This window comes from Daejeonella sp., from assembly GCF_049655485.1.
In the GTDB taxonomy this organism is placed as follows: Bacteria; Bacteroidota; Bacteroidia; order Sphingobacteriales; family Sphingobacteriaceae; genus Daejeonella.
In genome coordinates, this window is record NZ_JBASJU010000018.1 from 12,910 (window position 1) to 32,434 (window position 19,525).

The window sequence follows — 19,525 nt, forward strand, 5'->3', positions numbered from 1 at the left end:
AGGTGATAATGAATTAGCAAAGGTAAAAGCAATTATGAATCCCAGACAATCTCTCTCAATAAAGTTTGAAAAAAGTATGTTTGCGGAATGTTGTAAAAGATTCTGCCAGTGATTGTTTAAGGTTCAGAAAGCATATTTGAATCTGAAGATAAAAAATGGACATCATGGCCTAATCGATTGAACGAGCTATTATGAAGCATATATCGAAAAATGGAATCCCCATTGCCCCATCTCTTGCCTATCCCAACGTTTTAGAGCCGAAATCCGAGAATAGTATCCTCCGTAAAAAGCGGCTGATCCAAATCTCGATCATTTCTATCGGAGTGGCCTTTATCATCAGTTTAGTTGCCAAAGCTTTAGTTTACCTTATCGATCTAGTCACTAATGTGGCGTTCTTTGGAATTTTCGATTTGGAATTCCGTAGTCCCGCCGACAACCAATTGGGACTTTGGGTAATCGTTATTCCTGTTATTGGTGGGCTTTTAGTCGGATTGATGGCCTTATATGGTTCCAAAGCCATTAGGGGACATGGGATTCCCGAGGCGATGGAGCAAATCTTAACCAATAAAAGTAAAATAAAGCCTTCTATAGCTTTTCTAAAACCTTTATCGTCCGCAATCGCAATTGGAACGGGGGGCCTTTCGGAGCTGAGGGCCCGATTATAGCAACTGGAGGTGCATTAGGCTCTACTTTTGGGCAGCTCTTTAATATTACTTCCAATGAAAGGAAGATCATTTTGGCGGCTGGTGCAACTGCAGGTATATCAGCAATTTTCGGAACTCCGGTAGCGGCTATTTTCCTGGCTATCGAACTGCTATTGTTCGAGTTTTCGCCCAAAGCTATTCTGCCCGTGGCCCTGGCTTGTATTACAGGGGCCGCAGGACATCATTTGTTATTCGAATCAGGGCCGGTTTTCCCCATGCCGGACCTGGCAATTCCTTCCAATCTGGCATTGATCATCTACAGTTTCATGGGACTTGGTATCGGCCTGATTTCCCTTGGATTAACAAAAATGGTTTATTATGTGGAGGACACATTTGAAAAACTGCCTATCCACTGGATGTGGTGGCCAGCAATTGGTGGCCTCGCTGTTGGAACAATAGGTTACTTTTTCCCTAATACACTGGGAGTAGGTTATGATAATATCGTTAACCTGCTTGCAGGACAGGTCCCTTTAACATTGATGCTAAGTTTGTGTTTTTTTCAAATTCCTTTCCTGGGTAATAGCCCTCGGTAGCGGCACGTCCGGGGGAACTTTAGCCCCATTGCTGACAATAGGTGGCGCCACCGGAGCAATAATGGGTTCCCTGGTATTAAGCATTTTCCCGGATTCCGGCATTAGCATTTCTATGGCGGCCCTTATCGGCATGTCCTCGATGTTCGCTGGCGCGTCAAGGGCTTATCTCACAAGTATCACTTTTGCCTTAGAAGCTACTATGCAATCTCACGCTTTGCTTCCTTTACTTGGAGCGTGTACAGCTTCATACCTGGTCTCCTTCTTTTTAATGGAAAATACCATAATGACTGAGAAGATCGCCCGCAGAGGGATTTACACGCCTGATTCTTACGAGCCCGATATCTTGAGCTCAACTTCCATTTCGAAGGTGCTTAAAAAGGATTTACTCGCTTTAAGCGAAGAAAACACCATTCAGGAACTGAAAACATTCTTTGCGGCTAATCCGCCTTCAGAAAACAATTTTTTGGTTGTAGATGACAGCGGATCATACCGGGGCTCAATTAGTTTAGCGAGTATATATAATGAGAACCAATATCCCGATTCCCTGGTTTCAAGCCTGATGAATACCGAACTGCCTTTCGTAAGCAGTGATGATAAATTAGCCAAAGCCGTTTCCTTAATGGCCGATAAAGGCGTTGAATACTTGCCGGTACTGTCATCAAATGAAGAAAATGTAGTAATCGGATTACTTACTTATAAAGATATTCTGACCGCATATAAATTACAGCTGCGAGAAAGCGTGGAACGCGGTACTAATTTGTCTTTAAGCAGACAAAGAAGAAAAATTCTTTTAAGGGGAAGGAGAATTATGAATATGAACAAAATCAGGATCGATAAAAACCCATAAAATTATCTCCATCAGGAGGCCGCCAACGAAGCAGATTTAGCCCTCTCAGCAATCATTTCACGCCGATACTTGGCCATGTTAATAAGTAAAACACTGCCCAGAATAGTAACTAATCCAAGTATCTGGATCAGTGAGATCTCTTCGTTGGCAAAGAAAACCCCGAGGAGAACAGCTACAACTGGATTGACATATGCATACGTGCTCACCTGCATTGCCGTTCGTACTTTAAGTAACCATACGTAGGCACTAAAACCTGCTATAGAGCCCAGGAAAACAAGATAAAGCAATGAAAGCCAGGCGCCTGTCGATACTTCACTCCAGTGGAAGCCACTAAATTCATCCCGGACGAGCATGCCCGGTAGAAAAGCAATGCCAGCTGCCATCATCTGCCAGGAAGTATTAACTATAGTGGAACCGTCGGAGGTTTTATATTTGGAATAGAGGGAACCCGCTGCCCACGCAATTGAAGCCAGAAGCAGTAAAGCCATTGTTCCTAAGGGAATGCCGCCTGTTCCTTCCAGTGATGAAGAAAGCTGCTCACTAAAAAGCATAAGTACTCCTGCCAAACCTATGACCATTCCTAAAATGATTGACCTGCTCCGGAAGTTCTCAGACCATTTTGGCTGATCTAAAAGCACGAACCATAAGGGTGCAGAAGAAACCGTAATTGAAGCTAGTCCGCTGGGAACACTCTGTTCAACCCATATAACAATTCCATTTCCAAAAAACAGAAGCAGTATCCCACTGATGACAGCATGTTTGATATTGGGGATCCCAAATAGTTTTTCGCCTTTAATCACACACCATGCTGTCATAAAGGCCCCTGCCATCAGAAAGCGGAGTGCCCCCAGCATAAAAGGCGGAAAGTCCGCTACCGCTTTCTGAATAAAAAAGTAAGTGGAACCCCAAACGATATATACAATAGCAAATGCGAGGATCACCATTAATGGTGAGGGGGATTTGGTGTTGGGGACGGTCATTAATAGGAGAAGAGGATAAATAAGATAAAAAACAAGGAATAAAGCACAAAGATAAGCACTAGGTTTAATTATCATACAGTCTTTCAATTGAAGAAGATCACGTAATCACCATGCGGGAAATGTCATTGCTCTTTGTTCCTTGCTCTCTGCTCTTCTTCGTCCTTGCTCTTTGTTCTTTGGACTTTATTCAATTTTTTCCTTCCTAGGATATCATTTAAAAAATGTAGAAATTTGCGAAACAAATGTTCCTGTGAATTAAAGGTTTGACATGGTAAAACGTTTACACGGCATAATACTCGTGTTATTTCTACTTAATTCGTCAGCTTGGGCACAGGGCGATACTACGCTTACCACGATTACTACAAGTCCTGCGCCGCGAATATATCGGCCAGTTTACAGAGATTCTGCTTTTCTAGCGAGAAGACAGTTTCTTCGTGATTCTATAAAAAACGTTCAGGATTCCCTGGCAGTTGTATGGATAAAGGCGCCGGATCCCTCTCGCCCTAATCGATTTATCGATAGCCTGATCAAGTTATATAAAGTCGAAAACTTGAATTTTACCGCATGGGCAGCCAGGTTTCCTAAAAAAGTTAATAGATATGATGAAGGACGCCTGCTCGCCAAAGGGGAGAGATGGGTTATGGGTGTGGTTCTTTTCCTCGTTCTGTTCTTTGCAGTCATTAAGTATTTTTATTCTAAAGAACTTGGGTCAATTGTTCAATCCTTTTACAGTAACCAGATCTTAAGTCAGATCAACAAAGAGGATAATCTTTTTAGCTCCTGGCCATTCGTGTTTTTGTATTTGTTGTTTGGGTTGATAGTTGGCTTGTATCTCTATTTAACTGGCAAATATCTGCAGCTCTCTTATCCGGTAGATGGGTTCGAGCTTTTCCTGCTGCTTTCTGCAATGGTAATTATTTTATTTACCGTAAAGATTATTGTGTTACGCTTGCTCGGTTTCCTGTTTGATATTCATCGTTTGGTAAAAGAGTATGTATCAATTTTGTATCTAAGCTATTTTAATAGCGCCCTGATATTTCTTCCAATCGTGATAGCTTTTAGCCTAACACCCAGCAGATATGCCGGTGTGTATGGATATGCGGGAATAATCTTGCTAATCATCATTTTTGTTCTGCAGTTCCTGAGGGCGGGAGCGAATATATTAAGCAACTATAGGTTTCCGAAAGTTTATTTAATTATTTACCTTTGTGCCCTCGAATTTTGCCCATTGATTATCCTTTTTAAAGCACTCAGGTTTTAAGTCTTATACATAATATGCAAGTAACGTCAAACGCAAAACACAGAAAAGTTAAAAGCATTTTGGTTACCTTACCTAAACCCGAATCCGATAAGTCTCCTTATTTTGATCTTGCTAAAAAGCATAATTTAAAAATTGATTTCCGCTCCTTTATTCATGTGGAAGGGGTGCCTGCCAAGGATTTCCGGAAGGAAAAAATTAATCTGGCTGATTTTACCGCTGTAATATTTACTAGCAAAAATGCCGTGGATCATTTTTTCAGGATTAGCGAGGAGATGAGGTTTGATGTTCCTGCGGATATGAAATATTTCTGTATTTCAGAAACGATAGCCCTGTACCTTCAAAAGTATATTCAATATCGGAAACGAAAAATCTTTTTTGGCAAGCAGACTGCGGCCGACCTTGCCGACGTGTTAAAAAAGCATGTTACTGAAAAATACCTTTATCCGTGCTCTGATGTTGCTGCTGAGGAGACTCAAAAATTTCTTCATGATAACGGGTACGATTTTAAACAAGCAATCTTATTCCATACGGTTTGCAGCGACCTTTCAGACCTTGCTGAGGTGTTTTATGATGTAATTGCATTCTTTAGCCCGAGTAGTATCCATTCGCTATTCATTAATTTCCCCGATTTCAAGCAAAATGACACACGAATTGCTGCCTTCGGAGCAAGTACTCATAAAGCAGCACTGGAGCATCATTTGATCCTGGATATCCCCGCCCCAACTCCTCAGGCCCCCAGTATGACTATGGCGATTGAACAATATATTTTACACGCCAATAAATAGCAAGAGCAATTTTTTTCGTATGTGAATATCAGGAGCGTAAATAAATTCATCATCAAAATCATATTTACAGCAACCTTTTAACATAAAAAAACGTATCAAAGAAATATTTTATATAATGCTAAAATACCAGCTGTGTTTTAACGTTTTATAAAGCTTGAAAGCGTTGGAATACAGCACATTTAAATATCTTGAAATGAAAAACTATCCCTTGTAACTAGTTTCTGCGCCTTTTTGGTGTACTTTTTCTTATATTAGGATAATTTTCATATAAAAATAAAGAATAGTTTAATAAAGAGTTAATCTTAAAAGAGCCTGCAGTTGTTAGATTTATGTATTAACAGCCCAAGCTTCTTATAAAATATAAATGAGACGATCAGGATTCATTAACCGCGACAGGCTTTTAATTAGTGTTCAGATGTTTCATCACAAAAGCAAAAAATAAACGAATGAAAAAATTGTACTTTATCGCTCTTGCAGCATTGGCCTTTATGGGCACCAGCTGCGGTAAAGGTGGGACTAACGGGGAATTAGTAGGCGTTTCAAGCAAAAAATTCAAAAGTGATGAAGTTCCTTATGGGATGGTTTACATCCCCGCTGGTACATTCATCATGGGCCAGACCGATCAAGATGTTACTTTTGCTCAAATCTCACAGAACAAACAGGTAACTGTTCAAGCCTTTTACATGGATGAAACGGAGATCACTAATAGCGAATACCGACAGTTTGTAAACTGGGTGCGTGATTCAATCGCTATCACTACTTATTTGTCAGACGACCCCCAATATTTTCTCCAGCCTAAAAATCCTGATCCGAACGATGCCGGTAAAAAATACATTAACTGGAAGAAAGTTGGAAATGGAAGTGCTATTTGGGGTGGAAAAGGAAAAGCTAATCCGAATGCTTCTAAACTGCAGGCTATGTACTATCAGGGAGAAGATCGGGTGTTTGACCGTAATGAACTTGACGTAAGGCTTTTGAAATACAACTTCGCTATCATGCGTTTGCGTGAAGCGTCAAACAGCCGCTTCAATAAAGAAGCTAAAAGATCTGATTTTATCCTTAGAGATACAGTGGGAATTTATCCTGATACATTGGTTTGGCTATCTGACTTTGCTTATGCACAAAACGAACCTATGGTAAAAGGTTATTTTTCCCATCCAGCCTTTGCAAATTATCCTGTTGTTGGGGTTAACTGGAGACAGGCACGTGCTTTCACGGTTTGGAGAACAAGATTTAATGAATCATATAAAGAAAGCCGGAAGCTTCCGAAACGCGCAGATTATGAGCTTCCAACTGAAGCCGAGTTTGAATATGCTGCGCGTGGCGGCCGTGTGGGTACCAGCTATCCTTGGGGTGGTCCTTACATCAGGAACGCAAAAGGCTGTTTGATGGCCAATTTTAAACCTGGCCGCGGTAATTATATTGACGATGGGGGACCATTTACTGTAAATGTAAAATCCTACTACCCGAATGATTTCGGGCTCTATAATATGGCAGGTAACGTTTCGGAATGGACTTCCTCTGCATTTGATGAGTCGGCTTCTACATTCACTCACGATATGAACCCGACCTTCAGTTACGAAGCACGAGCTGAAGATCCTGAAGTATTAAAACGTAAAGTGGTACGCGGCGGCTCATGGAAAGATATTGGATACTTTCTTCAAAACTCTGCACGTCAGTTCGAGTTTCAGGATACTGCAAAATCCTATGTTGGCTTCCGTTGCATTACTAAGTTCCAGGGCCGCGACATTAAAGACAAAATTTAATAGAACACATCCTACTCATAGAATAAATTCCCACTAATTATTTCGTACTACCGTTATGGCTCAAAAGAAAAAATTCAAATTCAAACTTGGTATTAATACCCTGATTTCATGGGGTGCATCAGTGGTAATTATAGGACTGATGTTCAAGATCCTCCATTGGGAAGGCGGTGAAATAATGATTGCTGCCGGCTTAATTACAGAAGCATTATTATTCTTTGCATTAGGTTTCGTCCCGGAAGTAAAAGAGAATGATTGGACAAGAGTTTATCCAGAGCTTGATCCCGAATTCGCTGGTGAGTTACCGGTTTCCTCTTCTTTTCAAAGTGCTTCGCCAAACTCAACCGCTGCTTTAGACAAAATGTTGTCGGAAGCTAAAATTGGTCCGGACCTTATTGAAAGCCTTGGCACCGGATTGAGAACTTTCGGAGACAAAGTTTCAGCTATCTCAAACGTTGCTGATTCAGCAAGCGCAACTACAGAGTTCACATCAAAAGTAAAAGCAGCTTCCGGAAGCTTTGATAACTTGAACTCAGCTTTTGATAAAGCCACTACCAGTTTAAGGGAAATGGCAGATACCGGAATTGATTCCCGTGCTTATCATGATCAGGTAAATGCCTTAGCTAAGAATATTTCCGCGTTAAATGCAGTTTACGAACTGGAACTGCAGGATTCAAGTGCCCATTTAAAATCGATGAATAAATTCTATTCAAACCTTTCGCTGACCATGGCAAACTTCAATGAATCAATGGAAGATTCGAAACAGTTTAAAGAGGAAGTTGGGAAGCTTGCTAAAAATCTTTCATCATTGAATTCAATATATGGTAACATGTTGTCTGCAATGAACCAAACTAGCCGTTAATTTTTGATATAATTTTATTCTTACAATTTTAAATAGAACGCATGGCTGGAGGTAAAGAAACCCCAAGGCAGAAAATGATCGGAATACTATATCTGGTTCTGCTGGGTTTAGTAGCATTAAATGTTAGTGATTCGATCTTAGAGGCTTTTAAAAATTTAACAGATAGTCTGAATACTTCTACTAAGAATGTGCAAACTGGTGTTGATATGACATACGCATCTTTCGAAGCCACTAAGCTTAAGGACGAGCCTGCACGGGCCAAGCCTATTTATGATAAGGCAAAAGCTGCCAGTGCGCATATCAATGAATTAAATGTCTATGTGGAAGCGCTTCAGAAGCTTTTCATTACAGAAGGCGGTGGTTATAATGAGAAAACTGGAGATATAAGTAAGCGGGATAACCTTGACATCTCACCGCGTTTGATGATTAATCAAAAAAGGGCCGACACCCTTAAGACTAAAATCAATGAAACGCGGACCAAGATTCTTGCCTTGTTAGATGAAAAAGAGCGCCAGGGCATCAACCTTTCACTCCAGGCTACTGATCCTCCTAAACGTACAGGTGTAAGTAAGACGTGGCAAGAATCTAACTTCGGTGGTGGTGTCCCTTTGACTGCTGCTATAACAGCCTTAGCGAAGATAAAAGCTGATACTAAGAATGCTGAATCGGAGATTGTGAAGCGTATATTAGGTAAAATGGACCAGGCTGTGGTAAATCTTGACCAGTTCGCAGCCGTAGCTGTTGCGCCAACATCGTACTTGATTCAAGGCCAACCGTATACTGCTGAAGTGTTTTTAACTGCCTCAGATTCAAAATCAAGCCCCGACATTACTGTTGGTGGTTCAAGATTACCAATCAAAGATGGAAAGGGTACTTATACAGTTGGTACCGGAAAAGAAGGAATATTCAGTTGGAGCGGTACCGTAAGGGTTAAACAAACTGACGGATCTGTGAAGACATATACTACGCCAATTCAGAAATATCAGGTTTCCCGCCCTTCGGCTGTGGTTTCTCCGGATAAAATGAATGTGTTTTATATTGGTGTACCTAATCCGGTTTCTGTGTCTGCTCCTGGTATTCCCAAAGAAAGCCTTGCGGTTAGTATGACTGGAGGAAGTATTTCTGGGTCACAAGGAAAATATACGGTGACAGTTAGTAGCCCGGGAACAGCCCGTGTTAATGTGTCGGCTAACATTGGAGGTAAAAATACAAATGTAGGTAGTACTGAATTCCGCGTTAAGCGTATTCCGGATCCGATCGCGAAATTTGCAGGTAAAACGGGCGGCGCATTAAGCTCTGTGGTTATTAAATCACAGAATTCGATATTCGCCATATTGGAGAACTTTGATTTTGATGCCAAGTTTCGTGTGACCCGTTTCAGTCTGGTGATTGCTAAGCCCCGTGCGGATGCCGTAGTGCTTCAGGCCAATGGAGGCTCATTTAGCAGCCAGATGCAAGCAGCTATTGCTGCTGTAACACCTGGAACACGGGTAATATTTGATGAAATCGTTGCGGTAGGTCCAGATGGAACGCAGCGTTCCATTCCTGGAATGGTATTTAGAGCAAATTAATAGTGTTGCATGATGTCAGCAATTATTAAAAGGTTGAACTGCTGATAACAAGGACACTGGATAAAAAATAATATATTATGAAAACGATAATATTAGCGCTTATTCTCTTCGCAGGTAGTTACGGTGCATTTGCCCAATTGCCGAACATGAATAACTCGACAAAGCCGCAGCAGGCCGTGCCTGAAAAGCCGCTTGACGGGTATTATAAGAAAGATAATATTCTTAGTGCGAAGGTGTCGCCTTACGCGAATCTGAGGGAATCTGATGTGATGTTCAGTAAACGCGTATGGCGCGAAATTGACCTGAGAGAAAAGCTAAACATGATTTTTGCATCTCCGAAAGGACGCCTTATCACAGTTCTTACTGATGCAATAGCAGCAGGGGAGCTTACGGCTTATAGCGCAACTGCTACTAAAGACGATGTCAACGGTGATGAATTCTCAACTGTATTAACTCCTGAAGCAGCAATGTCAACATTTGCTGATAGTGTGCTTGTACCTGTATTTGATGCGGATGGTAATCAAACCGGCACCCAGGTAAAGCCAGGTGAATTTAATCCAGATAGCATTGTTAAATTTCGGATCAAGGAAGACTGGATCTTCGACAAACAACGCTCCGTATTTGAACCAAGAATTATTGGTATTGCTCCGATGATCAAGATTCAGGCTGCGGGACAATCATTCGACGACCAACCGGCATTTTGGATCTACTTCCCGGAAGCACGCCACGTACTGGTGACTAAAGCAGTGGTTAATAGAACTAATGATGCAACAGGTTTGAGTTATGATGATATCTTCATGAAACGAATATTCTCCAGTTATATCGTAAAAGAGTCGAATCCAGAAGATTTAAGAATAAAAGATTATGCTATAGGAATTGATAAGCTTCATGAATCAGATCGTGTGAAAAAAGAGCTTATGGATTTTGAGCATGATTTGTGGTCGTATTAGGAGTTCGGAAGTCTGAGGCCGGATGTCTGAAGTCGGAAGTCTGAAGTCGGATGACTGAGTAATGAAGTCTAACGTCGGAGGTCTGAAATCTAAGGTAGGATGTTCGGCAGGGCTCTTCCCAACTGGGTCGGGGATCTCGTCAACGGCACGCGGCCCAAGCCGCTGTGTCGCACGGCGCGATTTCGTCATAGCCCCACTTTCAACTCTCCATTCTCCATTCTCCACTGTCAATTCTCAACTCTACACTACATCAGTCCTTCCTTCGCAAAATACCCCTGAAGCGCCTTAACAACACTTTTATTAATTACCTGACTCAACTCTTCTTCAGAAGCCTCTTTTATTTTCTTCACTGATTTGAAGTGCCTGAGCAACTTATCTGCCGTAGTTCTCCCGACCCCCGGTATGTTTTCCAGTTCTGTTGCAAGTGTCGCTTTGTTGCGTTTGCTTCTGTGAAAGGTTATCCCGAAACGGTGGGCTTCGTCTCGTAACTGCTGAATGATTTTTAGGGATTCTGATTTCTTATCCAGGTACATTGGAACCGGGTCTCCCGGGTAATATATTTCCTCCAGTCGTTTAGCAATTCCAATGATGGTGACTTTGTTTTCAATACCTAATAACTTCAAGCTCTTCATGGCGGAAGATAGCTGCCCCTTACCACCGTCAATTACTATAAGCTGGGGAAGTTGTTGTTCTTCTTCCAGCATTCGTCGGTAACGCCTGAATACCGCTTCTTCCATTGTTGCAAAATCATCTGGCCCTTCAACCGTTTTTACATTAAAATGCCTGTAATCTTTTTTGGACGGTTTAGCATCTTTAAAAACAACTATGGCTGAGACAGGGAATTTTCCCTGGAAATTAGAATTATCAAAACATTCGATGTGTCGTGGAAGCTGGTTTAGGCGCAGATCTTTCATCATCTGAGAAAGCAGCCTTTCGGTCCTTAATTCCGGATTAAGTTTCTCGTATTGCTCCAGTCTTTCCCGTTTGAAAAACATTACATTCTTCTGAGAAAGATCCAGTAGCTTTTTCTTTTCACCCAGTTTTGGTACATAAACCCGCATGCCTGAATCGCTCAGGTCGAGGTCGAACGGTACAATTATTTCTTTGGATGTGCTATTGAACCGGGTTCTGAACTCGAAAATGGCGATTGTCAATAGTTCTTCATCGGTTTCATCCAGCCTCTTTTTCATTTCAAGGGTTTGAGTCTGGATAACAGTTCCATTCATAACCTTGAGGTAATTCACAAATGCATGTTTGTCATCTGATGCGATGCTGAAAACATCGACATCGGTGATCGACGAATTAACAATTGTCGACTTACTTTGGTACCGATCCAGCAGGTCGTATTTTCGTTTTAATTTATGCGATAATTCAAAGTTGAGTTCGGCTACAGAAGTGTCGAGTTGGTTCTTGAGTCGCCTGACCACAGCGCTTGTTTTTCCATTAAGGATATCCTTGATCTCAGAAATATTCTGATCATAATCGTCGTCGGTTTGAAAGGCCTGACACGGCCCTTTGCAATTCCCGATCTGGTACTCCAGGCATACACGGAATTTCCCGGCGAGTATGTTAGGCTGAGTTAAAGGAAGGTTACAGGTACGCAGAGGATAAATCTCTTTGATCATCCCCAGAATGGTATGCATCATGCTGATGGATGCATAAGGGCCAAAATAGGTTGATCCGTCTCGTATTATTTTGCGTGTCCAGAATATGCGGGGGAATGGTTCATTTTTAATAATGATCCACGGGTAAGTTTTATCGTCCTTTAACAGGACATTATACTTAGGCTGATGTTTTTTGATCAGGCTGTTTTCTAGTAGCCAGGCGTCGATCTCAGTATCAACTATAGTAAAAGTAACGCGGTTTATCTTGCTGATAAGCACCCGTGTTTTTGCGTTTACGCGATAATTGTCCTTGTTAAAATAGGAGGAAACCCGGTTTTTAAGGTTCTTGGCTTTGCCGATGTAGATGATCTCGTCACTTACCGACCAGAATTGGTATATCCCGGGTTTGGGAGGGATGTTTTTTAGGACGGCGCGGGGGTCGAATTGTTCCATGCTAGGCGCATATTTTTGCCGCAGAGTGCGCAGAGTTTTGCGCAGAGTTCGCAGAGACTATTTTTAAATTAGCCGGTGTTATAGAAACCATCGTTTTTTTGTAAAAACCCATTTTTGAACAACTTTGCGAACTCTGCGTCGTACTTTGCGAACTCTGCGGTTATCTGTTCACCTGCCTGCCGAAGGCAGGCATATTATTAAAACCCTAACTTCTTCTCCACTTCCGTCTCCACCGATTCCTCCCTATTATAAGCCCCACAATCAAGAGTAGTAGTAACCCCTCCCTTTGGAAGAGGGAAATCCTTCTTTGTATAATTGAGCGTTTTATCGGCGTAAACCTTTTGCATGTACAAGCCAAAAATAGGCAGGGCAGTATTCGCCCCTTCACCAAATTCGGTTGAGGTAAAGTGTATCGCCCGATCTTCCGCACCTGTCCACACCCCTGTAACCAGCTCCGGCGTGATTCCCATAAACCAACCATCTGAGTTGTTGTTTGTGGTACCGGTTTTTCCGCCTATCGGATTAGTAAGATTGTATTTCCATCCTAAGCGTACACCTGTACCTTCGCGCACAACTGCCTTTAACATATCGGTCATTACATAAGCCGTTTGCTCATCCAGAACAACTTTTATTCTGGGTTTCCGCTCATAGATCACATTCCCGTTTTTATCCTCTATACGAAGAAGATAAATCGGTTCTGTCCAGATACCATGATTTACGAAAACTGAATATGCGCCTACCATATCGTATACCGACGCTTCGAATGAGCCCAGGGCAATAGAAGGGAAGGCAGGTACGTCACTGGTAATTCCCATGTTTTTTGCCATCGTCGACACAGCAGTTGAGCCTACCTGTTTCATCAGAAACATAGTGGCATTATTTTGTGAGTGCGCTAGTGCTTTCTTTAAAGTAAGCGGTCCGGGTAATGATTTATAAGCCCTCGGACTATAAGTAGTGCCATCACCTGCATCAATACTCACTGGTTGGTTGTCGACCATATAACAAGGCGAAAATCCACCATTGCCTATCGCTACAGCATAAGTGAACGGTTTCGCTGTAGATCCTACCTGCCGGGTACCAACTTTTACCTGGTCGTATTTAAAATGATTAAAATCTATCCCTCCAACCCAGGCACGAACGTAGCCTGTTTGCGGCTCCATCGACATCACTGCATTTCTCAATAAAAGCTTGTAATATTTAATCGAGTCGACAGGTTTCATCAACGTGTCGATCTCTCCACGCCAGCTGAAAATGGTCATTTTTGCAGGTGTCCGGAAATTCTCATCTATTTCCTCATCCGTTTTACCCTCATCTTTCAGCGCCCGATAGCGATCAGAACGCTTCATCCCCTGATTAATAAGCCCCTTAGCTTCTTCGAAATCGAAGGGATCGCGTCCTCTCCAGGATCTATTGAAACTTTGCTGAAGTGATTTCATGTACTCAGCCTGCGCCGCTTCCGCATAGTGCTGCATGCGTGAATTAATCGTTGTATAGATCTTCAGGCCATCCCGGTCAAGATCATAAGGTGTATTATCTGCTTTGTAAATGCTGTTCTCCTCAAGAGTTTGCTGTATATCCTTTTTCAATACCGCACGGAAGTATGCTGCTGAACCATCCGCGTGATCGGTCGGATTAAAGTCCAATCCCATTGGAGTTTGTTTCAGTCGCTCTGCTTCATCATCGCTAAGATAACTGGCCTTATTCATATTTTCGAGTACGGTATTCCGTCTTAATAAGGCACGCTCCGGATTTCGGTGGGGATTGTAAAATGAAGGACCCTTAAGCATCCCGATAAGGATAGCCGCTTGCTGGGGTTCAAGTTTATCAGGTGTGGTGCTGAAGTAAGTCCTTGCTGCTGATTTAATGCCATAGGTATTATAAGATCCAAAATCTACCGTGTTCAGGTACATCGTCAGGATTTCCTCTTTGGTATACTGGCGTTCGAGTTTTACCGCAACAATCAGTTCTTGCGATTTTTGTATCAGCCTTTTTAAAAAGCTTCTTGATCTGCCCTCTTTCGAAAACATGTTCAGTGCAAGCTGCTGGGTAATGGTACTGGCTCCCTGTCTCTTGCCGACCAGGTTATAAAATATGACAGTAAATGTTCGTTTGAAATCGATACCCGAGTGATTGTAAAACCGGATATCCTCCGTAGCAATTAAGGCATTAATTACGTTGGGAGAAATCTCATCGTAGCGCACGTTTGACCGGTTTTGAACATAATAGGTCCCGAGCACGACGTTATCATCAGATATCACTTCTGAAGCCTGATTGCTTTTAGGATTTTCCAGTGCCCTCAGATCCGGAAGCGTTCCAAATAATCCAAGTCCGATGCTGAAGATCAAGATCGCGCCAAAAGCAATTATTCCGATTATCCATTTCCAAAACCCGATGGTATAGCGATTGATGTCCTGCTGCGTCAATTGGGGCTTCATATTATATTAGTTATAGGTGTTTTTGTAAAACTCAACATATTGTTCGAGCGTAGCACCATCAATTATTTTGTCTAGATTTTGCTGATTTATATAAAATGTACTGTATTTAGCAGCTGGGATTTTCATAATGTCTTTCATCACGGGACTTATACTTTCAAGATAAGCCTGAGCTGAGCCCCGCCCTTCAAAAGGACCTACAAATATAAGCTGGTTTTGCCGGTTCACATTCTTTAACTGATGTTTTATACCCGAACGAGGCAAATTTATCCGGTTGAACTGGCCGATTCCGAAACGGGAGGAACTTAAATTAACTACCGGGTCGGAGATATTGATGATGAAGTAAAACAAAGCGCCTTCTTCTTTTTCGAAAATTGAAGCCGTTTCCGGCGATGACACCACTACCGGATTAGTCTCAGCGGGTTTTTCGCCCGGCTGAGTTCCAGCTACAATAGCAGGGGCGATTTCCGGTGATGTTTGTACCTCTGGTTCCTGAACAAACCGATCCCTGTCCGGATCACTATCCATCAGGGCTACCAATCGTCCCATCAACATTTCCCGGTTTGCATTTATAAATTCAAGATGCTCTTTCACCAGGGGTACGACCAGCTTATCATCGGGATATGAAATGACCAGTTCTTTAAAGGCTGTTTCGAGCTGTGGAAGTTTTTCTGTCCTGCCAATAGCTAAAGCCCGGAGATAGTCGAGCTGTGCTGGTAAGGGACGGCCTGTAAAAATTTCACCGTACTTGGCGATATGAGCTAATACATTGGCATACTGCCTGCCGAGGTATAAATCATAAGCTTCATTATAAAAGCGATTGAAAGCTAATTCCTGTTCATCGAATCTCTGATTGTACTGCGGATCTAGAATTGTCTTTGCAAAGGGTGAATCCGGGAAGTCCTTTAACAGGATATTCTTGAACTCCTCAGAACGCGAAGGATTAGAATCGAGATACAGCCTGTATAAATTATAATAGATCGCTAGTTTATTCGGGTTATCCGGAAAACGCGTGAGAAGCTTTTCATACGTAAAAACGGCTTCGGCAGTGTCTAGTGAAACATCACGGTAATAATTTCCGATGTCGTAAAATGCTGCTGCGATTTTCTGGTCAGAAATCCGCTTCTGCTCCGGGCTGATGGGCATCCCTTCAATGAATGTCCGGCGAATGTTTTCAATGTTTGCAGCCGTTGGATCATTTACCGTTTGCTGGAAAGGGTAATTTGCAACCACCTGGTCCGGACTAACAGTAGAGCTGAGGTCTGATGCAGATTTTTGGCTTCTTCTCCAATTGTCTTCAAGCTTCCTGTTTCCCCAGCGTTTTTTAAAATCCACAAGGCCCTGATTCAATGCGATCGAATTGCTGAAATAGAATTTCCCATCGCTGACACTGTTTGCAAGCGCTTGGGTTGGCCCCGGTAAACCGGAATTTGCAGTTTTTAAGGAATTGAGCGCTTTCAAAGATTGTTCTCGAACTAACGCTCCGATCCTGATTTCCCTTTCATTAATGGGAAGGCTTGCTAGCATTTGCAGGGTATCCTGAAGGGAGATGGTAGTCAGCCTGTCAGCAAGAAGCTCCAGGTTTTCTGCTTTCTTACCTATCAGGGAATAATCCGAATGAGTTTTCGGAAGTGCCGCCAATGTACTGTCGTAGTATGCCTTTGATCTCACAAAGTCAGATTGGTCGAAATAGATCTCCGCCAGTCTTTGATAGGAGATGCCCTTTTGGGTTAAGTTCTTGGTGCTGTTTTTTACCGAGAGATTATAACTATCAATAGCTTTTCCAAACTCCTTTTCCTGTGCATAACTATTTGCTATCTGGAAATAGATCTGGTCAATAAAATCCTGGTTTTTGTCGTCTTTAAGAAGGGTATTCAGGCGTTCCGTACGGGTGGTTTTATTACCGTTTTCCTCATCGCGGATGCTGATACGGCTAAGATTGGCATTAAAAGCCATATCGAAGGGTGCATTGCTTTTTACTACTTCTGTATAATTTTCGTATGCCGCTTCCGTGTCTTTATTGGCTTGCTGAAGTTGTGCAAGGAGGTAAATCCAGCGTATTTTGTTCTGTCGGTTACGTGCATTTTTTATTGCCAGCTCCAGAAGGGTAATCGCCTCTGCGTTCTCCTGTGCATACAGATGGAGCTGAGCCCTTGTTGCATAAATATCTCCGACAGATTCCTTTCCCGTTTTAATGTATTTCAGAGCAGTGTCGAGAGTAGCTTCAGCCTCCTCATAGCGTTGGGATTGAATGAGGGAACGGGCCTTCCAGGCCAGGGCTTGCTGTCGCAGTTCTTTTTCGTCAGGATAGGACTTATAAACGTAGGTGAAAAATTCCGAGGCATTATAGAAATTTGCCTTTAAGTGATTTGCTTTTCCGATCAGGAAATAAGCGTCATCAACATAATTACTTAGTGATTTTTCATTAGCAATAACGTTGGCCTTAAGGATTGCCTGATCAAGTTTTGGGATTTCTGATTTAGCTGTTTCTTCCGTCGATTCTTCATAAACCGAGATTAGACGTTCGTAATCGTCATTAGAAATAAGCTGAATATTTCGTTCACTCTCATCTACCAGTTCGTTGGCATTATAGAGAATATTATAATGCGCTGTCAGGTTCTGCATCCCCCGGCTCGCAACAGTTTCCTTCTGCGGATTGCACGCAAGCAAACCAAAACATAGAATGCAGAAGAACAGGCTGTATAAAGTAATTAGAGTGTTTGATCTCAAATTGGTTAATGCTTTTTATATAAACAAAATCTATGCAAAGATATTTTATTAGTGGTGGAAATTGGTATGTAAAAATAATGTTTTGAAGGTCCTTTGCTTCGCTTCGGGATGACGAACGGATGGTTATTTATTAGCAAGGGACCTCAAGCTCAGCGAGGGTTCTCCCAAACCGAACGACCAAACCACCAATATTATTAATATTTTTACCCCATCAAGCACCCACCATGGAAAACAACTCCCAAAACCCCAACATAGACCCAGACCAAGATCTCGAAGCTGGAAAGCAAGCCCTCGGCTCTTATGCCAAATACACCGGTGTTGCTTTCCAAATGATGGCCATCATCGGGGTATCAGCTTTTATTGGCTTTAAGATCGATGAGTATTACGATCATAAGACCCAATGGGTAACCGCACTTGCCTGTGTATTGGGAGTTTGCTTATCTATTTATCAAACCATCAGGCAATTAAAGAAATGAGTATCCCCAGGTTCATTATATATTTCGTCCTTTTCAATATTGCTCTAAGTATTGCTCCGCTTTTAGCGACACATTTCTACCCGGAGACGGACCCCCTCATTCCACGTTTCTGGAATATGTTTGCCGTGTACAGCATCATTACTTTTGTAATCTATATGTTCGCCTCCTGGAGGATGAGGGTGAGCATCAAATCTTCGGGCCAGGCATTACTCGCAAGCATCGCTGTAAAGCTGCTTTTATACATGGTAATTGCCTTTGTCTACATCACACAAAACACGCCTGATCCTGTCAAATTTGTGATCTGTTTTTTTTATCTATATTTCTTTCATACAGTGTTTGTTATTTCTTCTTTGTTGTGTAACTTGCGCAACCAAAAATTTAAGTAAATTCCTTATAATAAATGGATTTGAGCCATATTTTCAATTCAAAAAAATCATTCAGCATTTCATTTTATGCGGTTTTATTTTCCTTGCTGAGCTTTTCCGCCTTTTCTCAGGAGCATACTTCGGCCGATACAGCGCATGCTGAAACATCCGTTGCACACGCTGAGGGCGCAGAGGAAGAAGAGAATATTTCTCAGGTAATTCTTCATCACATTGCCGACTCTCATGAGTGGCATTTCTTTGGTGACGTTTCACTTCCTTTACCAGTTATTTTATATTCAGAAAACGGACTGGTTACTTTTCTTTCCAATAAATTTGGTCACAATGATCACGGGACAGAAGTTTTCGAAGCAAATGGAACTAAGCTTGTAAACTATCACGGTAAGTTCTATTACCCATCGGCACAAAAAAGCGCGGACGGTACTTATATAGCTCACGATGCTAAAGGCGATATCTTAAATTCAAAACCGTTCGATATCTCGATCACAAAAAATGTGGTTTCCCTTTTAATATCTGTTACAGTTCTTCTTATTGTATTCATCGGTATAGCTAATGCATATAAAAAACGCGAAGGTAAAGCACCAAAAGGTTTACAGTCTATTTTAGAACCAATTATTCTTTTTGTTCGTGATGATATCGCTAAACCACAATTGGGACACCGTTATAAAGGTTTCATGCCTTATTTATTGACGGTATTCTTTTTCGTATGGCTTAACAACCTGATGGGATTGATTCCTTTCTTTCCTGGAGGTGCAAACTTAACAGGTAATATCGCGGTAACTATGATGCTTGCCCTTTGCACATTTGTTATAACAACTGTGAACGGTAACAAGAATTACTGGGGACACGTATTCACTCCGCACGTTCCTTGGTGGTTATACCCATTGATGATCCCGGTTGAGATCATTGGATTATTTACCAAGCCGATTGCATTAATGATACGTTTGTTCGCAAACATCACTGCAGGGCACATTTTGATCCTGAGTTTGATCTCATTGATCTTTATAATAAAGAGCGTACTGGTTGCAGGTGTTGCAATTCCGTTCGTACTATTTATCAGCGTTATTGAGCTGGTAGTAGGATTTATACAGGCATTCATTTTCACCATTTTATCAGCCCTGTTTATCGGGATGGCGGTGGAAGAGCATGCTGAACATTAATTAGAATTTATTTTTTTGTTTAATATATATT

The 19,525-nt window shown here is 41.9% G+C and carries 16 protein-coding genes; 12 read left to right on the forward strand and 4 right to left on the reverse strand.

The genetic code is table 11. The features are described 5' to 3' along the window. Window positions 1-191 precede the first annotated feature (191 nt). The 3 genes from WBJ10_RS00985 to WBJ10_RS00995 are packed head-to-tail and all read left to right on the forward strand — an operon-like array spanning window position 192 to window position 2,084. A complete protein-coding gene (locus tag WBJ10_RS00985; RefSeq protein WP_424287689.1) occupies window positions 192-665 on the forward strand; it encodes a hypothetical protein in 474 nt (157 codons plus the stop codon). Continuing rightward, entirely contained in the window at window positions 662-1,237 is a 576-nt protein-coding gene (locus WBJ10_RS00990; protein ID WP_424287704.1) for a chloride channel protein, read from the forward strand. The genes WBJ10_RS00985 and WBJ10_RS00990 overlap by 4 nt, the downstream gene beginning before the upstream one ends. After that, window positions 1,224-2,084 (forward strand): chloride channel protein, encoded by an 861-nt coding sequence (locus WBJ10_RS00995; RefSeq protein WP_424287705.1) that lies wholly within the window; start codon window positions 1,224-1,226, stop codon window positions 2,082-2,084. The genes WBJ10_RS00990 and WBJ10_RS00995 overlap by 14 nt, the downstream gene beginning before the upstream one ends. Window positions 2,085-2,095: 11 nt before the next feature. On the opposite strand, the gene WBJ10_RS01000 is transcribed toward WBJ10_RS00995, so the two are convergent. Beyond that, window positions 2,096-3,064 carry an EamA family transporter gene (locus WBJ10_RS01000; protein WP_424287690.1) on the reverse strand — a complete coding sequence of 323 codons (969 nt, stop codon included), beginning with the start codon at window positions 3,062-3,064 and terminating at the stop codon, window positions 2,096-2,098. 268 nt (window positions 3,065-3,332) lie between these two features. On the opposite strand from WBJ10_RS01000, the gene WBJ10_RS01005 reads away from it, so the two are divergent. The 6 genes from WBJ10_RS01005 to gldN all read left to right on the forward strand — a co-directional run bounded on the left by WBJ10_RS01005 (window position 3,333) and on the right by gldN (window position 10,256). After that, window positions 3,333-4,325, forward strand: a complete 993-nt coding sequence (locus tag WBJ10_RS01005) for a DUF4271 domain-containing protein (RefSeq protein WP_424287691.1) — start codon at window positions 3,333-3,335, stop codon at window positions 4,323-4,325. 14 nt (window positions 4,326-4,339) lie between these two features. Beyond that, window positions 4,340-5,110: a uroporphyrinogen-III synthase gene (locus tag WBJ10_RS01010; protein WP_424287692.1), complete on the forward strand. Its 771-nt coding sequence runs from the start codon at window positions 4,340-4,342 to the stop codon at window positions 5,108-5,110. 446 nt (window positions 5,111-5,556) lie between these two features. Beyond that, window positions 5,557-6,876, forward strand: a complete 1,320-nt coding sequence (locus WBJ10_RS01015; protein ID WP_424287693.1) for an SUMF1/EgtB/PvdO family nonheme iron enzyme — start codon at window positions 5,557-5,559, stop codon at window positions 6,874-6,876. Between the two features lie 55 nt (window positions 6,877-6,931). Next, window positions 6,932-7,735, forward strand: a complete 804-nt coding sequence (gene gldL / locus WBJ10_RS01020; protein ID WP_424287694.1) for a gliding motility protein GldL — start codon at window positions 6,932-6,934, stop codon at window positions 7,733-7,735. A gap of 41 nt (window positions 7,736-7,776) precedes the next feature. After that, window positions 7,777-9,306, forward strand: a complete 1,530-nt coding sequence (gene gldM, locus WBJ10_RS01025) for a gliding motility protein GldM (protein ID WP_424287695.1) — start codon at window positions 7,777-7,779, stop codon at window positions 9,304-9,306. A gap of 77 nt (window positions 9,307-9,383) precedes the next feature. Further along, window positions 9,384-10,256, forward strand: coding sequence for a gliding motility protein GldN (gldN, locus tag WBJ10_RS01030; protein WP_424287696.1), 873 nt, complete (start codon window positions 9,384-9,386; stop codon window positions 10,254-10,256). 245 nt (window positions 10,257-10,501) lie between these two features. Here gldN and uvrC read toward each other — a convergent pair whose 3' ends face one another. The 3 genes from uvrC to WBJ10_RS01045 all read right to left on the reverse strand — a co-directional run bounded on the left by uvrC (window position 10,502) and on the right by WBJ10_RS01045 (window position 17,475). After that, window positions 10,502-12,313 (reverse strand): excinuclease ABC subunit UvrC, encoded by a 1,812-nt coding sequence (gene uvrC, locus WBJ10_RS01035; RefSeq protein ID WP_424287697.1) that lies wholly within the window; start codon window positions 12,311-12,313, stop codon window positions 10,502-10,504. 197 nt (window positions 12,314-12,510) lie between these two features. Beyond that, window positions 12,511-14,748 (reverse strand): penicillin-binding protein 1A, encoded by a 2,238-nt coding sequence (locus tag WBJ10_RS01040; RefSeq protein ID WP_424287698.1) that lies wholly within the window; start codon window positions 14,746-14,748, stop codon window positions 12,511-12,513. A 6-nt stretch (window positions 14,749-14,754) separates the two neighbouring features. Further along, window positions 14,755-17,475, reverse strand: coding sequence for a hypothetical protein (locus tag WBJ10_RS01045; protein WP_424287699.1), 2,721 nt, complete (start codon window positions 17,473-17,475; stop codon window positions 14,755-14,757). A 224-nt stretch (window positions 17,476-17,699) separates the two neighbouring features. Between WBJ10_RS01045 and WBJ10_RS01050 the strand changes: the two genes are divergently transcribed. Genes WBJ10_RS01050 through atpB form a run of 3 tightly spaced genes read left to right on the forward strand, consistent with a single transcriptional unit; the run spans window position 17,700 to window position 19,494 of the window. Further along, window positions 17,700-17,951 (forward strand): AtpZ/AtpI family protein, encoded by a 252-nt coding sequence (locus tag WBJ10_RS01050; protein WP_424287700.1) that lies wholly within the window; start codon window positions 17,700-17,702, stop codon window positions 17,949-17,951. Next, window positions 17,948-18,337, forward strand: coding sequence for a hypothetical protein (locus tag WBJ10_RS01055; protein WP_424287701.1), 390 nt, complete (start codon window positions 17,948-17,950; stop codon window positions 18,335-18,337). Before WBJ10_RS01050 ends, WBJ10_RS01055 begins: the two co-directional genes overlap by 4 nt. Window positions 18,338-18,351: 14 nt before the next feature. After that, window positions 18,352-19,494 (forward strand): F0F1 ATP synthase subunit A, encoded by a 1,143-nt coding sequence (gene atpB / locus WBJ10_RS01060; RefSeq protein ID WP_424287702.1) that lies wholly within the window; start codon window positions 18,352-18,354, stop codon window positions 19,492-19,494. Window positions 19,495-19,525: the final 31 nt, after the last annotated feature.